The 21,216-nt window shown below is 30.5% G+C and carries 20 protein-coding genes and 1 other RNA gene; 10 read left to right on the forward strand and 11 right to left on the reverse strand.

Features of this window, described 5'->3' with window-relative positions:
* Nucleotides 1-105 precede the first annotated feature (105 nt).
* On the forward strand, nucleotides 106-2,703 hold the full coding sequence (locus Q4Q40_RS17695; RefSeq protein ID WP_303303286.1) for a zinc-dependent metalloprotease: 2,598 nt from the start codon (nucleotides 106-108) through the stop codon (nucleotides 2,701-2,703).
* 277 nt (nucleotides 2,704-2,980) lie between these two features.
* Here the strand turns inward: Q4Q40_RS17695 and Q4Q40_RS17700 are convergent, their stop codons facing one another.
* From Q4Q40_RS17700 to Q4Q40_RS17725, 6 genes are all read right to left on the reverse strand, one after another.
* A complete protein-coding gene (locus tag Q4Q40_RS17700) occupies nucleotides 2,981-3,529 on the reverse strand; it encodes a 1-acyl-sn-glycerol-3-phosphate acyltransferase (RefSeq protein WP_303303287.1) in 549 nt (182 codons plus the stop codon).
* A 1-nt stretch (nucleotide 3,530) separates the two neighbouring features.
* On the reverse strand, nucleotides 3,531-4,613 hold the full coding sequence (locus tag Q4Q40_RS17705) for an iron-containing alcohol dehydrogenase family protein (protein WP_303303288.1): 1,083 nt from the start codon (nucleotides 4,611-4,613) through the stop codon (nucleotides 3,531-3,533).
* A gap of 150 nt (nucleotides 4,614-4,763) precedes the next feature.
* A complete protein-coding gene (locus Q4Q40_RS17710) occupies nucleotides 4,764-5,279 on the reverse strand; it encodes a CatA-like O-acetyltransferase (protein ID WP_303303289.1) in 516 nt (171 codons plus the stop codon).
* Nucleotides 5,280-5,984: an HAD family hydrolase gene (locus tag Q4Q40_RS17715; RefSeq protein ID WP_303303290.1), complete on the reverse strand. Its 705-nt coding sequence runs from the start codon at nucleotides 5,982-5,984 to the stop codon at nucleotides 5,280-5,282.
* Nucleotides 5,985-6,031: 47 nt separating this feature from the next.
* Nucleotides 6,032-6,760, reverse strand: a complete 729-nt coding sequence (gene kdsB, locus Q4Q40_RS17720; RefSeq protein WP_303303291.1) for a 3-deoxy-manno-octulosonate cytidylyltransferase — start codon at nucleotides 6,758-6,760, stop codon at nucleotides 6,032-6,034.
* A gap of 185 nt (nucleotides 6,761-6,945) precedes the next feature.
* Complete coding sequence (locus tag Q4Q40_RS17725; protein ID WP_303303292.1) at nucleotides 6,946-8,373, reverse strand: ATP-dependent DNA helicase; 1,428 nt, start codon at nucleotides 8,371-8,373, stop codon at nucleotides 6,946-6,948.
* A gap of 118 nt (nucleotides 8,374-8,491) precedes the next feature.
* On the opposite strand from Q4Q40_RS17725, the gene Q4Q40_RS17730 reads away from it, so the two are divergent.
* From Q4Q40_RS17730 to Q4Q40_RS17750, 5 genes are all read left to right on the forward strand, one after another.
* Nucleotides 8,492-9,229: a hypothetical protein gene (locus Q4Q40_RS17730; protein WP_303303293.1), complete on the forward strand. Its 738-nt coding sequence runs from the start codon at nucleotides 8,492-8,494 to the stop codon at nucleotides 9,227-9,229.
* Nucleotides 9,213-10,034: a DUF3822 family protein gene (locus Q4Q40_RS17735; RefSeq protein WP_303303294.1), complete on the forward strand. Its 822-nt coding sequence runs from the start codon at nucleotides 9,213-9,215 to the stop codon at nucleotides 10,032-10,034. The genes Q4Q40_RS17730 and Q4Q40_RS17735 overlap by 17 nt, the downstream gene beginning before the upstream one ends.
* Nucleotides 10,034-10,573 carry an RsmD family RNA methyltransferase gene (locus Q4Q40_RS17740; RefSeq protein ID WP_303303295.1) on the forward strand — a complete coding sequence of 180 codons (540 nt, stop codon included), beginning with the start codon at nucleotides 10,034-10,036 and terminating at the stop codon, nucleotides 10,571-10,573. The genes Q4Q40_RS17735 and Q4Q40_RS17740 overlap by 1 nt, the downstream gene beginning before the upstream one ends.
* Before the next feature lie 156 nt (nucleotides 10,574-10,729).
* Nucleotides 10,730-11,248, forward strand: coding sequence for an ester cyclase (locus Q4Q40_RS17745; protein ID WP_303303296.1), 519 nt, complete (start codon nucleotides 10,730-10,732; stop codon nucleotides 11,246-11,248).
* 50 nt (nucleotides 11,249-11,298) lie between these two features.
* Complete coding sequence (locus Q4Q40_RS17750; RefSeq protein ID WP_303303297.1) at nucleotides 11,299-12,045, forward strand: hypothetical protein; 747 nt, start codon at nucleotides 11,299-11,301, stop codon at nucleotides 12,043-12,045.
* A gap of 183 nt (nucleotides 12,046-12,228) precedes the next feature.
* On the opposite strand, the gene rnpB is transcribed toward Q4Q40_RS17750, so the two are convergent.
* Nucleotides 12,229-12,578: RNase P RNA component class A (gene rnpB, locus Q4Q40_RS17755), an RNA gene on the reverse strand.
* Between the two features lie 274 nt (nucleotides 12,579-12,852).
* Between rnpB and dnaX the strand changes: the two genes are divergently transcribed.
* Genes dnaX through Q4Q40_RS17770 form a run of 3 tightly spaced genes read left to right on the forward strand, consistent with a single transcriptional unit; the run spans nucleotide 12,853 to nucleotide 15,756 of the window.
* Nucleotides 12,853-14,592: a DNA polymerase III subunit gamma/tau gene (dnaX, locus tag Q4Q40_RS17760; RefSeq protein ID WP_303303299.1), complete on the forward strand. Its 1,740-nt coding sequence runs from the start codon at nucleotides 12,853-12,855 to the stop codon at nucleotides 14,590-14,592.
* 10 nt (nucleotides 14,593-14,602) lie between these two features.
* Complete coding sequence (locus Q4Q40_RS17765) at nucleotides 14,603-15,172, forward strand: hypothetical protein (RefSeq protein ID WP_303303300.1); 570 nt, start codon at nucleotides 14,603-14,605, stop codon at nucleotides 15,170-15,172.
* Between the two features lie 2 nt (nucleotides 15,173-15,174).
* Nucleotides 15,175-15,756 (forward strand): MiaE family protein, encoded by a 582-nt coding sequence (locus Q4Q40_RS17770; RefSeq protein ID WP_303303302.1) that lies wholly within the window; start codon nucleotides 15,175-15,177, stop codon nucleotides 15,754-15,756.
* A gap of 162 nt (nucleotides 15,757-15,918) precedes the next feature.
* On the opposite strand, the gene Q4Q40_RS17775 is transcribed toward Q4Q40_RS17770, so the two are convergent.
* The 4 genes from Q4Q40_RS17775 to Q4Q40_RS17790 all read right to left on the reverse strand — a co-directional run bounded on the left by Q4Q40_RS17775 (nucleotide 15,919) and on the right by Q4Q40_RS17790 (nucleotide 20,187).
* Entirely contained in the window at nucleotides 15,919-16,446 is a 528-nt protein-coding gene (locus Q4Q40_RS17775; protein WP_303303303.1) for a porin family protein, read from the reverse strand.
* Nucleotides 16,447-16,548: 102 nt separating this feature from the next.
* Nucleotides 16,549-17,454, reverse strand: a complete 906-nt coding sequence (locus Q4Q40_RS17780) for a Ppx/GppA phosphatase family protein (RefSeq protein ID WP_303303304.1) — start codon at nucleotides 17,452-17,454, stop codon at nucleotides 16,549-16,551.
* A gap of 1 nt (nucleotide 17,455) precedes the next feature.
* Nucleotides 17,456-19,519 carry a polyphosphate kinase 1 gene (gene ppk1, locus Q4Q40_RS17785; RefSeq protein WP_303303305.1) on the reverse strand — a complete coding sequence of 688 codons (2,064 nt, stop codon included), beginning with the start codon at nucleotides 19,517-19,519 and terminating at the stop codon, nucleotides 17,456-17,458.
* Between the two features lie 182 nt (nucleotides 19,520-19,701).
* Complete coding sequence (locus Q4Q40_RS17790) at nucleotides 19,702-20,187, reverse strand: SixA phosphatase family protein (RefSeq protein ID WP_303303306.1); 486 nt, start codon at nucleotides 20,185-20,187, stop codon at nucleotides 19,702-19,704.
* Between the two features lie 488 nt (nucleotides 20,188-20,675).
* Between Q4Q40_RS17790 and Q4Q40_RS17795 the strand changes: the two genes are divergently transcribed.
* Complete coding sequence (locus tag Q4Q40_RS17795; RefSeq protein WP_303303307.1) at nucleotides 20,676-21,194, forward strand: hypothetical protein; 519 nt, start codon at nucleotides 20,676-20,678, stop codon at nucleotides 21,192-21,194.
* Nucleotides 21,195-21,216 lie beyond the last annotated feature (22 nt).

Raw genomic sequence — 21,216 nt, forward strand, 5'->3', positions numbered from 1 at the left:
AACATTAGATGCCTTTTAACATTTTTTTAGGTGATTACCTGTCCTTTATTTTTAATTTTATCCTGACTAATTCAAAATAATCAAAAATCTAATCGTTTTAATATTATGAAATTAAAAAAACGGATTTCCACAAAACTCATTTGTTTTGTATTAACACTAGTGCTTTTTTCTGTATCTGAAAATATACAAGCCCAAAAAAGAAAAAAAGGAAAGAAAAAAAATCAAGTAGAAGTTATTGATAAGCCTGTTAAGAAAAAAGAAAAAACAATTGCAGATCTAGTTAAATCTAGTAAAAAAATAGAAGGCCTCTTCCCTATTTACCAAGATACCATAACAGGTTCTATACAAATGATTATATCGGATGATCAAATAAACAAAGAGTACATTTACTTTAGCCAAGTAGCCAATGGGGTTATGGATGCTGGAAGAACTATTAGAGGGTCTTACAAAGGCTCTAAAGTGTTTAAAATTGAAAAATATTTTAATAAGATTGAATTTATAACACAAAATACGTCGTTTTACTTTGATCCCAAAAGCGCCCTTTCAAAATCTAAAGATGCCAATATTAGCAATGGAAATATGGCTAGTATAAAAATTGAAAGCCATGATAAAAAAAAGGGGCTTTATTTAATAAAGGCAGATAATTTATTTTTAGCCGAAACACTATCACAAATTAAGCGACCAAAATCTCCTGGAACACCACCTACCGCTTTTAAATTAGGAAGCCTAAATAAAGCAAAAACTAAAATAAACGCTATTCGTAATTATGATAAGAATACAGATCTGGTAGTAGAATATATATATTCTTCGCCTTCTGTTTTAAATCGTGGTTCAAATGCCTTGGCAGATGGAAGAAATGTAAGTATTAAGGTATTTCATAGCTTGATAGCAATGCCAGAAAACGATTATGAAATTAGGTATGATGACCCTAGGGTTGGTTATTTTACAACGCAAGTAGACGATCAAACATCAACGAGCTCGACATCATACCGCGATTTAGTACATCGCTGGAATTTAAAAAAGAAAGATCCTAGTGCAGCCGTTTCAGAGCCTGTAGAACCCATTACTTGGTGGATAGAAAATTCAACACCAGTAGAATGGCGTGAAACGATAAAAAAAGCTGTTTTACAATGGAATGTAGCTTTTGAAAAAGCTGGGTTTAAAAATGCTATGGCTGTTAAAATTCAACCAGATGATGCCAATTGGGATGCTGGAGATATAAGATATAATGTATTACGTTGGACATCGTCTCCGCAACCTCCTTTTGGTGGTTATGGCCCTAGTTTTGTAAACCCAAAAACAGGACAAATTTTAGGAGCAGATATTATGCTAGAATATGTGCATTTCACGAACAGAGTTATGTATGATAAATTATTTAACCTGGCATCATTAAATGAGACTTTTGAGAATTCAAATACAGAAGAAGACCATACAATGTATTGCTCTTTAGGCCATGTGATGCATGAAAACACTCTTTTTGGAAACGCCGTGTTAAAAGCCAGTGATGCTTCAGATTTAGAAATGAAACGCATGAAAAAAGAAGCAATGACGTCTTTAATTATGCATGAGGTTGGGCATACTTTAGGCTTAAACCATAATATGAAAGCAAGTCAATTATTCTCTCCAGAACAATTAGCCGATGCAGATTTTATTAAAGGTAAATGTTTAACAGGCTCTGTAATGGATTATGCTGCCATTAACATAACGAAAGACAGAACAAAGCAAGGTCAGTTTTATGATACAGCAGTTGGACCTTATGATGTTTGGGCCATTCAATTTGGATATACGCCTTTTAAAACAGAACTTGAAAGAACAAAATTATTAGAACAATCAACCAAACCTGAACTTATTTTTGGAAATGATGCTGATGATATGCGGGCTCCTGGAAAAGCTATTGACCCAAGAGTTATGATTGGAGATATGTCTAACGATCAAATTAGATATTCTATTGATCGTTTTGAAACGATCAACACTATAATGAGTGGTATAAAAGATAAGTTTACTAAATCTGGACAGTCTTATCAAGAATTAAGACAAGCTTATTATATTTTAAGTAGCCAAAGAATAGATGCTGCCAATGTTGTATCTAGATTTATTGGAGGCGTATATGTAGATAGAGCTATGGCAAAACAAAATGGAGAAAAACAGCCCTACACACCAGTAAGTTTAAAAGATCAAAAAAGAGCCATGGCAACTTTAAGTAAATATGTATTTGCACCAGATGCTTTTAATGCTCCCAACAACTTATATAACTACTTAGCAATGCAAAGAAGGGGCTTTGATTTCTTTAGAGCTACAGAAGATCCTAAAATTCATAGTCAAGTATTAGGCTATCAGAAAGGTGTGCTTAATCATCTATTACATGTCAATACATTACAAAGAATTACAGATTCAGAATTATATGGTAATACATATAAGCTAGCTACTTTTATGAATGATTTAAATAGTGCTATTTTTAAGACTGATATATATTCTAATATAAACTCTTTTAGACAAAATTTACAGCTGGCATATACTAACATGCTTATAAACATGCTTACAGGGAAGCAAAGTAACAGGTATACAAACCATGCTAAATCTATGGCTTTGTATAATTTAAAAAACATCAAAAAAATGGCTTCTAACACAGGTAATATAGCATCTAGAGCTCATAAACAACATTTAAGAACTCTTATTGATAATGCTTTAAAAGAAATAAAATAAAGCATATAAATAAAAAGTATTCCAAACAAAAAAGGCTGCCATATATTTAATGTGGTAGCCTTATTGTTTATACGAAGTAGAAATGTTTCTTTTTAGGAACAAATAATTGTTTACTTTATGTTTCATTTCTAATACAATTATTATATTTCAAATTCTATGCCACTTTAACAATTAAAACATAAATATTTAGAAATGAATTGAATCAAAGTCATTCATTTTGAATACACTACAGGGAAAACAAAAGCAATTATAATAAAATATAAGAACCTCAAAACAATTAAGAAAACTTAGGTATTTTTCCTTTTACGTCTTTAAAGAAATAATGCATAGACTTAAAATCGGCTTCTATATTATCTGTTGGATAAAAGGGTTCTGAAATTTTATTTTGTTTATTTTCAAAATCAAGTGAAATCATTACAATTGGTACGTTTGCTTTTTTAGCTATATAATAAAATCCTGTACGCCATTTATTTACCTTTTTACGAGTTCCTTCTGGAGCTAAAGCCATCCTGAATTCTTCTTTTACATCAAATAACTTAGCGATTATATCTACTTTTTTTTCTTTGGTGTCTCTATTAATTGGTACCCCCCCTAAGGCTTTAAAAAACCATCCTATTGGAAATACAAATAATTCTTTTTTTCCAATAAAATTTGTTTTTATTCTTAGTACAGAACGTAACAGAATAGCAATATAAAAGTCATGCCAGCTTGTATGCGGTACTGTTATGATTATAGCTTTTTTAATTGAATTTTTTGAAATATCAGTATTACCTACAACTTTCCATCCTAATAATTTGAAATAAATAAATTCGGCTAGCCATCGCATACTACATTTTTTGATAAAGAGCTCTTAATTTTTCGCGAGTAATTATTTTTTTCCAATTTTTACCCAAAGCGTTTTCCCAAAGTGGTTCCAAACTAAATGAAATATCAATCATGGCATTAAATTCTTCATCTGTTAAATTAGCACAAATGCCCTCTGGTAGCTCAATATCGTGTTTTAATTTCATTTCTTTAAAAAGTTTTACCCCTTCTGGATAAAATTCTTCTAAATGATTAAAAACAATACAATTACCAATACCATGTTTAGTCCCTAACAAATAAGATAAACCATAACTCATAGCATGTGCAACACCAACTTGAGAGTAAACAATGCTCATACCACCATGCCATGAAGCCATCATCAATTTTTCTTGAGCTTCAACCTTTGTAAGATCGTCACCTAAAAATATTTCTTTACACAACTCTAAAGCCATATCACCATAACTTTCACTAAAAGCATTTAAATAAGTGCCATCTAATGACTCTACACAGTGGATATAACAGTCCATTCCTGTATAAAACCATTGATCTTTAGGAACATTATCTGTGAGTTCGGAATCTAATATAACTTGATCAAATGGTGTAAAGTCTGAATTTATACCAAGCTTTTTATGCGGTCCAGTAAGAACAGTTGTTCTAGATACTTCTGCTCCTGTACCAGATATTGTTGGAATACCTACATGGTATATTGCTGCATTTTTCACTAAATCCCATCCTTGATAATCTTTAGCTTCCCCTTCGTTGGTTAACATTATAGAAACGGCTTTAGCTAAATCTAAAAGTGTCCCGCCTCCTATACCAATAACACCCGAAGGACGTTCTTTATTTTCTAAAATAATTTCTTCAACCAATGCATCTACTTGAGACGTTTTTGGTTCTTCTTTTGAAGAAATAAAAATAATTTTATCATTATATGATAACTGTATTCTTGAAGTTAACCAAGAATTGTTTTTAAAAACATCATCTACCAAATAAATAAATGGCGCATTGATGTTTAAACGTTTTGGGGTCAAAATTTCGTTTAATTGATTGAAACTACCTCTACCAAAAATAATTCTTGGTACCATTGGAAAGTTTTTATAACTCATTTAGTTTGTTTTCTTTTTCAAAAGTAAAAATAGTATTTAATTTTTACAGGTTTAAATTTTCTTGAAACTTTTCTGCAAACAAACCAACGTGATAACCATCAACTAAAGCATGATTTACATTAACAGAAACATTCATCATTAATTCTTTATTTATTTTTTTATTTTACTAAACGCAATCTTTGGTACTGAATCTAGAACTCCAGAAACAGGTTCTTTTTGTCCAGAAAAATATAGCCAAGGCATCGCAGAACAATGGATACAGTCTAATCCATTTTGAGGCGGATATAAATCTGTTGTGTTTTCAATTCTTTCTTTTTCTACAGCTATATTTTTAATAAAAATATTCAAATCGTCATGATACTCAATAAATGAAAAGCCAAACGTTTTATTACTTCTCATAATTGTAGCCGATGCGTGAATAATATTATAATCAACTACATGATCTTCTTCAATTCTATACCTAAAATTATCAACGTTATTTATGGCTTTCATACACATACAATCATGTAAATATTTCCCAAAAAAGCTTGTATGGTTTTCTTTTGAAAACTTATATGCCTTAGTAACATTAAAAGGTATAGTTACAGCAAAATAAGGGTCTTTTAACCCAATAAAATGCTCATAATGCTGCTTTCTATTCCAAGTATTTATATCTATGACCTTCAATTAGCTCAATAGTTTTATAACATTTCGTAAACTATCTACCGTTTTATACGTTTTTCCGTTTGTTTCTTTTTTAGTTACCTCCTCATGTGCCCAAGTTGTATGAAAGGGAACATGAATAGCAGAAGCTCCTATATTTACCAAGGGTAACACATCCGACTTCAAAGAATTTCCTATCATTAAAAACTCTGATGGCTTAACATCTAGATGGTTTAATAATTTTGAGTAATTAGTATCTTGCTTATCACTTAAAACTTCTATATGATGAAAATAATTTGTGAGACCAGATTTTTCTAATTTATTCTCTTGATCTAACAAATCTCCTTTAGTGGCTAGTATTAAACGATATTTTTTTGATAATATTTCTAAAACCTCTTCAACACCGTCTAATAGCTCTACTGGTTTTTCAAGCATATTTTTACCAATATTAAGTATCGCTTCAATGGTTTTATTGGTTACATTATAGTTAGATAATTCTAAAGCAGATTGAATCATGGATAACACAAATGCTTTAACTCCGTATCCATATATGGGCAAATTGCTTATTTCCATTTTAAACAATTCTTGGTCTATTTTATTGGGAGTTTCATAGCCAGATAACAATCTTCCAAAGGTTTCTTCGGCTTCGCGAAAATAAGTTTCATTGACCCAAAGCGTATCATCCGCATCAAAGCCGATAACTTTTATATTTTCATATTCTTTTATCAATCTATTTTCATTTAATGAATTATTAAAACAAGGAGGTTAGCATAAAACTACTTCCACAATTTCTTAGCGCGTTCTAAATCTTCAGGCGTATCAATTTCAACACCTTGAACATTAGTTTCTATCATTTTAATTCGTTTTCCATATTCTAAATAACGAATACATTCAATTTTTTCTGAAGCTTCTAATGGCAACATTGGTAACTTATAAAAATCCAATATAGCTTCTTTTCTAAAAGCGTAAACGCCTTTATGTTTATAGTATGTCACGCCCGCATCTTCTTCTCTAGGATATGGAATTGGGCTTCGAGAAAAATAAAGAGCAAAATTTGATTGATCTACAATAACCTTTACTGTGTTTGGATTGTTAATCTCATCAAGATTGTTAATATGCACCATTAAAGACGCCAGATCGATACTTTTATCATGATCATCTTTAAAGACTTCAATTAGTTTAGCCAGAGACTCTTTATCTGTAAAAGGTTCGTCCCCTTGAACGTTGATAACAACATCTACATCCATAAACTCTACGGCCTCTGCTATTCTATCGCTTCCACAATCATGCTCTTTTTTACTCATTATTGCTTTCCCACCATTATTTACAATTTCATCATAAATAATAGTATTATCTGTAACAACAAACACATCATCAAATAAATGAGTTGCGACTGTAGCTTCATAAGTACGCAATATAACCGTTTTTCCCCCTAGGTCTTGCATAAGTTTTCCTGGAAACCGCGAAGCACTATAACGCGCAGGAATCATTGAAATTATTTTCATAACTATTTGGTCAAAATCCAATTCAAAAATAGAATAATTATTAGAGGTTTCACCTTTAAATGATTTAAAAATTTTATAATTACAAGCAATATCACTTATAATTAATCACTTAATACTATGATCTCTAAAAAGTACTATAAAAATACAATGCGAAGAAAGCCAAGACCTAAGACTATCCATTTAAACTAATCTTCCTCAAAAAAATCATCTTTAAAGCCAATAAGGTATAATTTTTCTTTAGCTCTTGTTATTGCTGTATATAACCAACGTAAATATTCTTTATCGATACCGTTTGGTAAATAAGGCTGCTCAACAAAAACAGTATTCCATTGACCTCCTTGTGATTTATGACAAGTAATCGCATAAGAGAATTTTACTTGAAGTGCGTTAAAATGTTTACTCCCTTTAACTTTTAAAAACTTTTTATATTTACTGGATTCATTTTCAAAATCTTTCATGACTTCTTCATACAGCTTATTAGAGTCGTTATAAGATAACGACGGCGTTTCTGCATCAATAGTATCTAAAAGCAAAACGGTTTCAAAAGGTGCCATTTTTGGATAATCTACCATCCGTATTTTTACTTCTGCAAATCGAAAGCCATAAAGTTCCTGAATATTAAAGATTTCGAGAACTTCAATAATATCGCCATTAGCTATAAACCCTGCTTCAGTAGTTGGTTTAACCCAAAAATAATTATTCTTAACCACCATTAAATAATCACCAGTAGTCAGATCACTTTCATTAAACAGTATTCTATTACGTATTTGCTGATTATATAAATTTGCTCGCTTATTACTTCTTACTATAATTGCCGTTTCTTCTTTTCCCAAATCACTATAAGCATCATTAATAGCATCCATAATCTCATAACCATCAATTAACCTGATTATATCTTTAAAATCTGCTAAATCTAATTTAAAACTATCATAAATGCTATGCGACAACGCTTCTCGTAATACAGTTGCATTTGCAAGAATACCAGAATCTTGTTCTTGCCTTACAACTTCATCCAATTCCATTTTGGTAACCTCTTTATTATAATTTAGTCCAAGGGAAGCTTCGTTTAAAGCTGGGCTTAAATCTAATTTAACTGGTGGTAATTGAGCAGTATCACCTATTAAAAGCAATTTACACTTATGACCAGAATACACATATTGCATTAAATCGTCCAATAACGAACCATTTTCAAAAAGTTTTGATTCTCCAGGGGTATCTGGTATCATTGAAGCCTCATCTACTATAAAAATGGTGTTTTTATGCTTGTTTGGCTGTAAAACAAACTTAACGCCCCCGCTTTTTTCTTTCTTCGGAAAATATATCTTTTTATGTATAGTAAATGCTTCTTTTTGCGAATAATTAGAAATCACTTTTGCAGCTCTACCCGTTGGAGCCATTAGAACGGCACTCTTTTTTGCTTTCCACAAATTAGCAACAATGGTTCCTACTATTGTAGTCTTACCCGTACCAGCATATCCTTTTAACACATAAAGCACATTTGGTGCTTGATTAAAAATAAATTCTGAAAGCTGTTGTAGAACAATATTTTGCTTTAACGTTGGTTTAAACGGAAACTGCTGTTTTATAAGGGAATAAAATTCGGATGACGTCATTTATTATATAGACTAATTAAAAATTATTCAAATATAGAAATGATTTTTACTCCCATAGGTTTTTACGGTTAAAAAAAAATTGTAGATTTGCGAAAAGACTTTTAACAAAACACATACTATGTTAACATTTATTCTTATTGCAGTAGCAGTGATATTGATTACAATTGGCTTGGTTAAGCTAGTTGACAAATTCATACCTTCTAAATTCAAGCCTATTCTAACAATTGCCCTTTGGATAATAATTGGGGTTTTAGGCTATCAAACGTATATGTCTATTTACGAGCCTATTCAGTTTAACAAACTTAAAAACAAACGTTACAAAACAGTCATTACAAGTTTGATTGATATTAGAGATGCTCAACTTGCACATAAACAAGTAACTGGTAAATTTTCAGGGAGTTTTGAAAACTTAATTAAATTTGTTGATACAGCAGAATACACTATTACACAACGTCGTGATTCTACTATTATTGATGAAGAATTAACAAAATTATATGGTGTTGATACTACCAAAGAAATTGTAGTTATTGATACTTTAGGCTTTGTTTCTGTGAAGGATTCTTTATTTAAAACTTCAGATCGTTACAAAAGCATGATGTTTGTGCCAGTAGGTAAAGAAGGTGCTAGATTTACACTAAATGCTGGATTTATAGAACAAAACAAGTTACAAATACCTGTTTTTGAAGCTTTAGTAAAAAAAGATGTTATTTTATATGATCAAAACCCAGATCTTCTTTCTCAAGAAAATCAAGTGGTATCAGTAGATGGTGTAAATGGAAATGCTTTAAAAGTAGGTTCTATGGACGAAGTTAATACAACTGGAAATTGGCCAACAAATTATGCCGCTGCAGAATAAGACTTCTAGCAAACTAACTAATTTAGAATTGTCCATTCAAATAAATTTGAGTGGACTTTCTTTTTGTATACTACAAAAAGAATCCAATACAATTTCTGCCTTAAAACACTTTGATTTTAATAAAAAACTGAATCATTTAGAGCTTTTAGATCATTTGAAAAATGTTTTTAATACAGAAACTATTCTCCAAGAATCGTTTACTAATATTTGTGTCATTCACGATAACGAATTATCGACTCTAGTACCAAAACCTTTATTTGAAAAAGACAATTTAGCTGATTATTTAAAATTTAATTCTAAAATTCTTAAATCAGATTTTATCACTTACGATGATATTCTGTTAAATGATAGCGTTAATGTATATGTGCCATATATAAATATTAATAATTTTATATATGAAAAATTTGGGGCTTTTACTTTTAAGCATGTGTCCACCATCTTAATTGAAGAGATTTTACTTCTTGAAAAAAACACCAATGCATCCAAAGTATATTTAAACATAAACAAAAATCATTTTGAAATAATCATTACAGAAAAAGGGAAACTTTTACTTTATAATACATTTGAATATACAACAAAAGAAGATTTTATATATTATGTTCTATTTACTACAGAACAACTAAAACTAAACCCAGAAACATTAAATTTGGTTTTTATTGGTGATATACATAAAGATGATGAGTTGTATCAAATAGGCTATAAATACATAAGAAATATAAGTTTTATCAACCGAAATGATAATTACAAATATCTTGAAAACCCAAAATACAATCATTCAGATTTCACATTAATAAAAAGTTTCTAATGCGTATAATATCAGGCACTCATAAAAGCAGAAAAATTGTTGCTCCAAAAAAATTACCAGTGAGACCAACAACAGATATGGCTAAAGAGTCCTTATTTAATATTATAAATAATCTGTTTTATTTTGACGACATTTCCGTTTTAGATTTATTTGCTGGCACGGGGAATATAAGCTATGAATTTGCATCAAGAGGCACCCAAAATATTACCTGCGTAGACCAAGATTATGGCTGTATAAAATTTATAAACCAAACAGCTGAAAATTTAGAAATGCCAATAAACACTATTAAAAGTGATGTTTTTAAATTTTTAGAAAAATCTAATTTGCAAACCAACATTATTTTTGCAGATCCCCCTTATAACTTTTTAGAAGAACAATTTGCTAAAATTCCAGAATTAGTGTTTCAAAATAATTTATTACTAGAAGATGGAATTCTAATTCTAGAGCACTCTAAACACACTAATTTATCTAACCTAAATCATTATAGCTATTCTAAAAGTTATGGCGGTAATATGTTTAGTTTTTTCGAAATAGCTTAAAGTCTACCTCTTCTTTTTTTTGTTAATTATTTTTTTTTCAGTATTTTAGACTTAATTCCTAAGATTTCCCGAGTTCTATACATGCTTTATCTCATCAAAAAATTATGATTATTTATGGTTCAATATTGAGTATTAACCTTAAAAACCATAAATAAAATGAAAAAACTCTTATTATTATTATTAGCAGTGATTCTTTTTATTGCTTGCGAAAAAAAAACACAACGTTACTTTGCAGAATCTGCTGAAATTGAAACATTAAAAGCTGGTATCAATGCCTACGAAACAGGCAACTGGGACAAATGGGAAAGTCATTTTGCAGACACTGCAAAAATATTTGTTAATTCTATTAAACCTTTAACTGTTAAAAAAAGATTAGAAGGTTTAAAAGCCATGACTAGCGCTATGTCTGCTTATGGTTTTAACCATGACAAAGAATACATTGAAATGGTTTTAGATAAAGAGGATGAAACATGGGTTTATTATTGGGCAACACACAAAGGTACTTTTGCTGCTAACAATAAAGAATTATCTGTGCCTGTGCACTTAGCTGTACAATTCGTTAATGGAAAAATTGTAGAAGAGTTTATTTACTTTGATGGTACAGGTATGAATTTAGAATTTGCTGCTATAGCAGCTGCCAAATTAGAAGCCGAAGCCGAAGTTTTAGAAGACTAAAATTACTAACCAAGTATTAGTTAACTAAAAATCAATTAATTTATAAATTTATGAAAGCAATTAAAACAACTTTAACCTTAGCATGCTTGCTATGCTTTACATGTAACGTGTCATTGGCTCAGAAAATGTTCTCAGTACATCAAGACAACGTAAAACCTTCAATGCTTATAGAGTACGAGAAAATTGCAAAAGAATTTATTGCAGCCACAGTAGAGCATAATGTACAAGATGAATGGTTGTCGGCAGTATCTAATGACTTTAAATATTTCTACATAACTCCAATTGAGAATTTTGCTCAATTAGATAAAAATCCATATGTAGAAATGGCAACAACTATGGGTGGTAAATTCAAAGAGTTGTTTAATCGTCTTGATAAATGTTTAACAGCACATGGTTCATACATAGTTGTACTTGATGAAGCACTAAGCTATATGCCTGAAGGATCCAGAGAAGCACAAGAAGGTCAAAATTATCGCAAATGGATTTATATGTATTACACACCCGAAAATGGTGATAAAGTAAAGGAAGGTATGAAAGCTGTTAAAGAACTTTTTATAAGTAAAGGGTCTACAAATTATTACCGAATTTACAAAAATGGGTATGGTGCCATGGAAAATTACTATATGGTGGCTATTTCGGCTAAAGACGAAATAGATGAAGCAACCAAAGCCAAAGCCAATGAAGAATTGCTGGGACCAGACCGCTGGGAAACTTTTAGCAAAGTAATAAATCACATATCCAGAATAGAAGAATATCATGGAGAAATGAGACCTGATTTATCTTATGCTCCAAAATAAACTATTGTAAAACTTAATTAATGTGAATTCGTGAAATTCGTGTCAAAATTTTTTAGAAGTTGAAAGCGAAATGAATTAAAGTACAGGATATCCTTTGAAATACAGCTGATACCAATAAAATATATACTACTGCTAACCAATTTTAATAGAAGCCCCTTCTTAAAAGCAAGAAGGGGTTTCTTATATTCAAGTAAATCTATAAGCCGAATTCTGTTCATTCTAAACTCATTTCAGGATTTCCTAAAACAAGCACAAAAATACCTTATCATTTATCTGCGCATATTGTTACCAATACACTTTAGCTGTCTACCCTCCAGCATCGAGCGTGCAGCCCTCAAACACTGGTTTACATGACATTGCACCACATAGAGTTTACCTGGTTTCACTACAGCATAACCTGTACATACTTTCTGTTGCACTTTTCCTAGTCTCACGACTGGTGGCCATTAACCACTATGTTGCACTATGGTGTTCGGACTTTCCTCCCAAATACTGAAATAAATCGGCACATGAGCGATAAGGCAATCTACTTAATAGCAAAATTACAATAAAGAAATTTTAAATTTCAAAAAAACAAACAGAACTATTCCATAACTTTAAAATACACATCACTTTAACTCACAACTTCGAAATGAAGGGTGAAAATGCGATGAAATCTGGTATTTCTTAATTTCAGTACAGCATCGAATGAGGGCTTAAACACTTATCACCTATAGTTGTTAATAACTCGCTTTAAATTTCGTGAGCTTTATCTTTAATTTTAAACTGAATTTTTAACTTTGTTAAACACAAGTAAATTAAGAAAAATTGGAGCACTTTGTAGTATCGGCTAGAAAATACAGACCTCAAACATTTAAAGATGTTGTTGGGCAGCAAGCTATTACAAATACATTATTGAATGCCATCGATAATAACCATTTAGCGCAAGCCTTACTTTTTACAGGGCCCAGAGGTGTTGGTAAAACGACCTGTGCTCGTATTCTTGCCAAAATGATTAATAGTGATGGCACAGAAACCAATGAAGAAGATTTTGCTTTTAATATTTTTGAACTTGATGCTGCTTCAAATAATTCTGTCGATGATATTAGAAGTTTAACAGACCAGGTTCGTATCCCGCCTCAGGTTGGAAAATATAAAGTCTATATTATTGATGAGGTACATATGTTATCTCAGGCTGCTTTCAATGCATTTCTAAAAACACTGGAAGAGCCTCCAAAACATTGTATTTTTATTTTAGCGACTACAGAAAAGCATAAAATTATTCCAACTATTTTATCTCGTTGTCAAATATTTGATTTCAAACGCATTACAGTAAAAGATGCTAAAGAATATTTAAAATATATTGCAGAAGAACAAGGCATAACTGCTGATGATGACGCACTACATATTATTGCTCAAAAAGCAGATGGAGCCATGCGAGATGCTTTATCTATTTTTGATAGAGTGGTAAGCTTTTCGGGTAAAAATTTAACCAGACAAGCCGTTACAGAAAATTTAAATGTGCTTGACTACGAAACCTATTTCACAAGCACAGATCTCATTTTAGAAAATAAGATTCCTCAACTCCTATTACAATTCAACAATACATTATCTAAAGGTTTTGATGGACATCATTATATTGCAGGACTAGCATCACATTTTAGGGATTTACTAGTAAGTAAAACCCCAGAGACGATTGAACTACTAGAAGTAGGTGATCAAACCAAAACTAAATACTTAGAGCAATCTAAAAAAGCCTCCCAGGAATTCCTACTCCAAGGCATCAATCTGGCAAATGATTGCGATCTCAAATATAAAACCAGTAAAAACCAACGGTTACTTATCGAATTATGTTTAATGCAGCTTGCCTCTATCACTTTTGATGGAGAAAAAAAAAATAGCAGACATTACATAATTCCAGCGTCTTACTTCAAAAAGAAAGGCATTACTCCTATTCCTATAACAACTCCTAAACAGGAGCAAAATAATGTAGAAAGTGCTAATGCTAGCCCAAAACAGGAAAATGTAAAGGTTAAAGCATATAAATCTGATACTTCAGAGACTTTTCAAGTTAACGAACCCTCAAAAATTATTTTAAAGCAAAAAACCAAACGAACATCTGGTCTATCTTTAAGTAGTATAAGAGCAAAAAAAGAGCATCTTATTAAACAAATGGATGTTGTTATTGACGAAGAAGACTTACCTGTTGAAGATTTTACCGAAGAGGCACTTATAGCCGTTTGGAATACTTATATAGAACAATTACAAGCAAACGGAAAACACAATCTGGCTTCAATATTATCTATTGACACGCCAAAAGTAAAAGGAACTACTGTGCATTTAGAATTTCCTAATGCTACAAATAAAGTAGAAGTAGAACGCCAACAATACGGTCTTTTAGGTTTTGTTAGAAAGTCCTTAAACAATTTCGATATTAATTTATCCATTAGTGTAAACGAAGTTATGGAAAAGAAATACGCTTATACTGCTATGGATAAATTCGAGAAATTAAAAGATAAAAACCCAAATATCGAAATTTTAAGAAGAACTTTCGATCTAGACATATAAAATACTACATATGAGTAAGTTTTTATTTTTTACTATACTATCAATTGTTTTTTTATCAAGTTGCGACGGTAGAGATCGAATATATAAAACCAATGCCGAAATTTTAAAAGAAAATAAGCTTTTAGAATCGTTTACTGAAGAAATAAAATTTGTTCCAGAAACATATACAGAAATTAAAACAGATACTATTTTTAATAATGGGTTTGAAGTTAAAATAAAATATCATTCTTTAGAAAGCAATTTTGTTTTAGAAAACAGAAAATCAAAAAATGATTCTATAATAAAAATTCACCATAAAAATTTTGAAGCACAACTTCTGGTGTTAAAAAACAATACTATTATTAACGAAAGTTTAATCAATAAAAAACTTTTTTATGACTTTGGAAGCGCTACGTTTTGGAACCATGCCATCATGCAATTTATATGGATAGATTATGATACTTCAAACGAAGACACACTATACTTAAACACTTCTTTTTGTACTCCAAGCACAAATGAATGCAAAGATTTTACTATTAAAATCAATAAACAAGGTGTGCTTCAAATTAAAAATATAGATATCGTTTCTAATACCATATAATCATGCTAGGACTAAAACTTCCAACAGACCCACGTTGGGTTAATATTGTAGAAAAAAACATTGAAGAAATACTTACCGATCATGCTTTTTGTGAACAAAAAGCAACAAGCACAGCTATTTCTCTAATTGTGAGTTTTCCAGAGTACACCGAATTAGTACAAGAAATGACAGCCTTGGTAAAAGAAGAAATGAGTCATTTTAAAATGGTACATGATATAATTATAGAACGTGGTTGGACACTTGGTCGTGATAGACGCGACGATTATGTTATTCAACTTATAAGATTCTTTCCTAAGGGAGGTAGCAGAACAACACAATTAGTACATCGTTTACTCTATGCTGCGTTAATAGAAGCCAGAAGTTGCGAACGTTTTAGGTTGCTTTCCGAAGAACTTCAAGACAAAGAATTAGCGACCTTTTACAGAAACCTAATGGCTAGTGAAGCCAACCATTACACTATGTTTTTAGGTTTTGCCCGTAAGTACGGAAATAAAAAAGAAGTTGATACCAAATGGCAACAACTTCTAGAATATGAAGCGGAAATTATGTCTAACTTAGGAACTCAAGAAACAATACACGGTTAAGAAATTGTTTAAATTTTATCCTTTAGCTTATTTTGTCGTCTTAAACTAAGCCTTCATTCTGCAGCAAAATGTCTTTAAATAGTGATGTTATTCGCATTTATTTTACCTTGACTGAGAACGTAATCACCCAAACTAATTCCAAAAACTAAACTTAAACAGTTTCTAAAACCTATAACCTATACCTATTTGTATATTTGAGTTTTTAGCCTCAACAAGTAAATCATCGTCAAAAACATTAGAAAAACCGTATGTATACCTGGCATCTGCAAATAATACATGGCTTATTCTGTATTCAACACCGCCAACACCAGAATAAGCAAAGTTTTTAATCCCATCGTCTTCTTTGTGCACTTTAATTCCGACCTGTGGACCTACTCCAATATGAATTTTTTGACTCACTTTAAATCTAAAAAAAATAGGAGCTTGTATGTAATCCAAATGCAAAGGTTCATCTTTAGCACCTTCTGCAGAAAACTGTATTTCTGGCATCAAAGAAATGGTTTTAGACAAACCTATGCTTGCAAAAAAACCAATATAAACACTATTTCTATGTTTATTACTAACAATAGTGTTAGTATCAAAATCTAAATTTGAAATATTTAAGCCGCCTCTTACACCATACTTTATGTCTTGAGAAAAACCATAAAATGAAAAACCAAATAAGATTGTAAATAGTAATATTCTTTTCATAATAAAATAAAGGTTTGGGATATAATCATAAGTAATTATACGGGTACGAATATATATTATAAAATCAAAAACCAACAACTATAAAAGGTAAAGTGCATAATTTTACTGTGTATTACTAGAAACAGTATTGTAATAGATACTTTTAATTATACCATCTGCTAAACCAATTTTTGGAACATAAATATTTTTTGCCCCACTCCATTTCATCGAAGAAAGGTAAATTCGCATGGCAGGAATAATAACATCTGCTCTATCTTGATTTAACCCTAGTTCTGTAATACGTTCTTCATAAGAATAACTCTGAAGCATATTGTAATAGGTCGTTAAATAAAAATATGAAAGCGGCTTCCCCATGGCTTTTCCTGATACTTTAAATATTTTATTAATATTTCCACCAGAACCAATAACTTCAATTTTATGATAAATTTTTGCATGTTTTTCGATCCATGCCTCTAGTTCTTTCCAAGATTTCTTTTTAACAATATCATTAAGAAGTCTAACCGTTCCTATTTTAAAAGATTTCGAAGCGACTTGTACGCCTCTATGTATTACAGTAAATTCAGTACTACCACCACCCACATCAACATAAAGATACGTTTTATTACTATCTATATACTTATGCAAATCGGTTGCTGCTATTATGGCAGCTTCTTCTTCTCCTTCAATGATATCTATACTTATTCCTGCTTCTTTTAAAACCAGATCGACCACTGCCTTACCATTTCCAGATTCCCTCATCGCAGATGTTGCACAAGCTTTATATTTTACCACTTTATGCGATTTCATCAATAATTTGAATGCTACCATGGTATCAACAATTCGTTGCGAATTTTCTTTGGAAATCTTATTTTCCACAAATACATCAGCACCTAGTCGTATAGGCACACGAACCAATGAGTTTTTCTTAAATTGTACAGGTTTTCCTTTTTGTTCAATGATATTTGAAATAAGTAACCTTACAGCATTAGAACCAATATCTATAGCTGCGTATTTCTTTATTGTAAGCATACTAACTATCTAACTTTTTTAAATAATAATCGTAAGTAGCAAATTGAGACCTTACTTTTTCTTTATCATTTATTTTATAATTATTTTCTTGTGATTCACCTAATAGTCTGGCTTTAACATTGTCACTCCAGCTAATATTAAACGTCTCTATAATTTCTTTTTTAATATCATCATCATAAATAGGACAGCTCACTTCTACTCTATTATCAATATTTCTGGTCATCCAATCTGCAGAAGAAATATAAATTTTAGAATCGCCATTATTTCCGAATATATAAACTCTGGAATGCTCTAAAAACTTATCTACAACACTAATAACTTCAATATTTTCACTCATTCCTTTTACACCAGGGATTAAACAACAAATACCTCTAACTATCATTTGAATCTTTACACCAGCTCTACTTGCCTCATAAAGCTTATCAACCATTTTATAGCTGGAAATACTATTCATTTTTAACCTTATATATCCTAATTCCCCGTTTTTAACAGCTTCAATTTCAGCATCTATTAATTTAAAAATTTCTTTTTGAGTATTATGTGGCGAAGTTATTAAGTGTTTATAGGTATAAATTTTATAATTAGTCTCAAAGAAACTAAAAATCTTATTTACATCTTTTAAAATACGCTGGTCTGAAGTAAACAAAGTATAATCTGTATAAATTTTCGCCGTAGATTCATTAAAATTTCCAGTACTCACAAAACCATAACGCTTCAGTTTTTTACCTTCCTCTCGTTCTACAACGCACATTTTACTATGCACTTTTAAACCTGTTACTCCAAAAATTAAATTAATACCTTCTCCCTCCATTTGTTGTGCATAATCTATATTGGCTTGCTCATCAAATCTAGCTTGTAGCTCTATAGACACGGTAACCGATTTACCATTAATAGCTGCATTAATAAGCGAACTCGCTACATGCGATATTTCAGCTAAACGATAAATAGTAATCTTTATAGTTTTTACACTGGGATCTAAAGCAGCCTCTCTTAAAAACTTAACAACATAAGAAAAGGTTTGATATGGAGCTTGAAGTAAATAATCTTTTTCCTTAATAGCTTCAAAAATACTAGCCTCTAAGCTAAGCCCTTTAATAGGTAAAGCTTCTATTTTATTATAAAGAAGATCGTTTCTACCCAAACTAGGAAACCCCATGTAATCTCTTCTGTTATGGTAGCGCCCTCCAGGTATAATACTATCTGTATCATCAATCCCCATCTTAGTCATTAAATACTGTAAGGTCTCTTGATCTATAGTCTTATCGTATACAAAACGAACAGGTTCACCAATTTTTCTGTGTTTAACACTATCGGAGATCTTCTCGATAAAACTTTTACTTAAATCACTTTCAAAATCCAACTCGCCATCACGAGTAATTTTTATCATGTGAGCAGAAATACTCTTATAGTCGAAAATATTAAAAATATCACTTAAACAATGACGGAGTAAATCATCAATCATTATAATATAACTCTTCTCACCATCTTTTGGCAACTCAACGAATCTATTAAAGGATTTTGGAATCTCTACTAATGCAAACTGCCTTTCATCATTACACATTAACATTCTAACCGCTAAATAAGCACCACTATCTTTTAAATTAGGAAGTACTACAGAGTCGTTCAAAATAATAGTTACTAAAGCAGGGCTAACTTTCGTTAAAAAGTATTTTTTTATAAAATCATGCTGCGCATCATCAATTTGATTTTCATCAATAATATAAATATTTTCATCCTCTAGTCTTTGATGAATCGTATTTAATATTTCTAAACTTTTACTTTGTTGTTTTATTACAATTTGAGTTATAATTTCCAGCAGTTCTTTTGCTTTTATACCTCCTAAAGCGTTCTTTCCTCCTTTCCCAGCTTCTACAATACGTTTTACAGTAGCATATCTAACTTTAAAAAATTCATCCAAATTGTTAGAAAAAATACCTAAAAACCGCAGACGTTCTATTAATGGTACGTTTTCGTCTGACGCTTCTTGTAAAACTCGAGCATTAAATTGCAACCAACTTATTTCTCTATTTATATAATTATTATTTTGTAATTCTGGTTTTGTCATTGAATAACTCATTATTTAATAATGAGTACAAATATATTCTATTTAAGCTAAACATTATTATTAAAAAAATATGAAATCTAAAGGTTTCAGAAAGGGTTATACACTATGTATATATCAGATAGCGGCTCTTATAAAACATAAACAAGCATCATACAAAAACTGGTCCCTACTCAATAATTATATTATTTTAAGTCTCTAGGAAATAAAGTTTTTGTAGTAGTTCCTTTATTTAAATCTTTCCAATTATCAATATCAAATTCTATAATAACCACACCACTCGTTGGAACATTATCTATGTAACTACTGCCATACGTATTTACAAAAGCTGTAATGGCATGATTATGCCCAAAAAGCATAAGAGTATTAGCAGTATTATCACATGTTTTAACAACTTCAACAAGATTGATTCCTGAGAAATCATATAACTCATGATTTAAATGCACAATATTTGTATCAATATCGAGGTTAGAAATAAAGATATTTGCCGTGGTTTTTGCACGCATAGCATCACTAGTCAAGACCAAGTCTATATTTAAATCATCTTCCTTTAAACTAATTGAAACTAAATCGGCGTCTTTAAAACCTCTTTCATTAAGAGGCCTTTCATGATCTATTACATCATGTTTCCATGAAGATTTAGCATGCCTTATCAAGATTAATTTTTTCATAATATACCGATTAAGTGACTTTTTTATCGATAAAAAGTTATTTTATTGATAAAATTCAAGTTGTTAGTTTGTAAAATTAGTTAAAATAATCGTATATGAAAAACACTACAAACACCTAAATACCAGGTGTTTATATAAATTAAAACGATTCGTAATTATGAAAATCGATTAAAAACTTATAACAACGACTAAAAGCCCACTAAAAGCTTTTAAACGAATTTATAAGTGATTTACCATATATTTTTGAACAGACAATAGTATATACGTTTTTTTGTAACGCCTACTAAAGTTTTTAAAGTTATGACCCTGAATAAAATACCAAATAAAAAAAAAGCATTATTAACAAATGTTTATCCCTCACAGTTTTTTCCCTCAAAAACTTTTTTACTGTTTTCATTAATAATAAACATCAATCCCTCTATGTGACTATTTCGACATATTATGTGTTTATAATATATAGTTTCTAAATAAAATAATTATACTAAATCATGAAAAATAAATTGACTTTAACGTTTTGTACTTTTCTTTTTACGTGCTTCATTTCATTATTTTTTTCCAATAAGGCAATAGCACAGGAAAATGGTATCTATGAATTAAGCAATAATAATTTTTCGAAATCAGCAATAAATAAGAAGACTGATGAAGGAAGGACTCAATTTAATAAGCTTGCTTATAATTTACACCCAACTGTATATATAGAAAACGGTCTTGAAAAGCAGACTTACGGTGAAGGATTACCTATTAAATTAACATTTGAAGATACCAAATCTTTAAACTTATTGAATAGTGAAAATGTTAAATACAATCAAGTACAACTAATAACTATAAAAATTAATAGTACTAACGATTTAAATAACACTTTAGATTTATCTAATGTACCTGGCTTAAACAAATTAATATATATATATCTAAAATGCAATTTTAAATGTACAGCAGAGCTAATAAAAGGATTTATAAAAGTAAACCCTCAAATAAGAGTTTTTTATACTTCAAAAAAACCATCTTAAATAAAGCATAAGGCCAATTTAA

Source organism: Flavivirga jejuensis, from assembly GCF_030540765.1.
Taxonomy (GTDB): domain Bacteria; phylum Bacteroidota; class Bacteroidia; order Flavobacteriales; family Flavobacteriaceae; genus Flavivirga; species Flavivirga jejuensis.

Coding starts and splice junctions, on each gene's coding strand:
- Q4Q40_RS17695 (WP_303303286.1), top strand. CDS start 106: ATGAAATTAAAAAAACGGATTTCCACAAAACTCATTTGTTTTGTATTA.
- Q4Q40_RS17700 (WP_303303287.1), bottom strand. CDS start 3,529: ATGCGATGGCTAGCCGAATTTATTTATTTCAAATTATTAGGATGGAAA.
- Q4Q40_RS17705 (WP_303303288.1), bottom strand. CDS start 4,613: ATGAGTTATAAAAACTTTCCAATGGTACCAAGAATTATTTTTGGTAGA.
- kdsB (WP_303303291.1), bottom strand. CDS start 6,760: ATGAAAATAATTTCAATGATTCCTGCGCGTTATAGTGCTTCGCGGTTT.
- Q4Q40_RS17725 (WP_303303292.1), bottom strand. CDS start 8,373: ATGACGTCATCCGAATTTTATTCCCTTATAAAACAGCAGTTTCCGTTT.
- Q4Q40_RS17730 (WP_303303293.1), top strand. CDS start 8,492: ATGTTAACATTTATTCTTATTGCAGTAGCAGTGATATTGATTACAATT.
- Q4Q40_RS17735 (WP_303303294.1), top strand. CDS start 9,213: ATGCCGCTGCAGAATAAGACTTCTAGCAAACTAACTAATTTAGAATTG.
- Q4Q40_RS17740 (WP_303303295.1), top strand. CDS start 10,034: ATGCGTATAATATCAGGCACTCATAAAAGCAGAAAAATTGTTGCTCCA.
- Q4Q40_RS17745 (WP_303303296.1), top strand. CDS start 10,730: ATGAAAAAACTCTTATTATTATTATTAGCAGTGATTCTTTTTATTGCT.
- Q4Q40_RS17750 (WP_303303297.1), top strand. CDS start 11,299: ATGAAAGCAATTAAAACAACTTTAACCTTAGCATGCTTGCTATGCTTT.
- Q4Q40_RS17765 (WP_303303300.1), top strand. CDS start 14,603: ATGAGTAAGTTTTTATTTTTTACTATACTATCAATTGTTTTTTTATCA.
- Q4Q40_RS17770 (WP_303303302.1), top strand. CDS start 15,175: ATGCTAGGACTAAAACTTCCAACAGACCCACGTTGGGTTAATATTGTA.
- Q4Q40_RS17775 (WP_303303303.1), bottom strand. CDS start 16,446: ATGAAAAGAATATTACTATTTACAATCTTATTTGGTTTTTCATTTTAT.
- Q4Q40_RS17780 (WP_303303304.1), bottom strand. CDS start 17,454: ATGCTTACAATAAAGAAATACGCAGCTATAGATATTGGTTCTAATGCT.
- ppk1 (WP_303303305.1), bottom strand. CDS start 19,519: ATGACAAAACCAGAATTACAAAATAATAATTATATAAATAGAGAAATA.
- Q4Q40_RS17790 (WP_303303306.1), bottom strand. CDS start 20,187: ATGAAAAAATTAATCTTGATAAGGCATGCTAAATCTTCATGGAAACAT.
- Q4Q40_RS17795 (WP_303303307.1), top strand. CDS start 20,676: ATGAAAAATAAATTGACTTTAACGTTTTGTACTTTTCTTTTTACGTGC.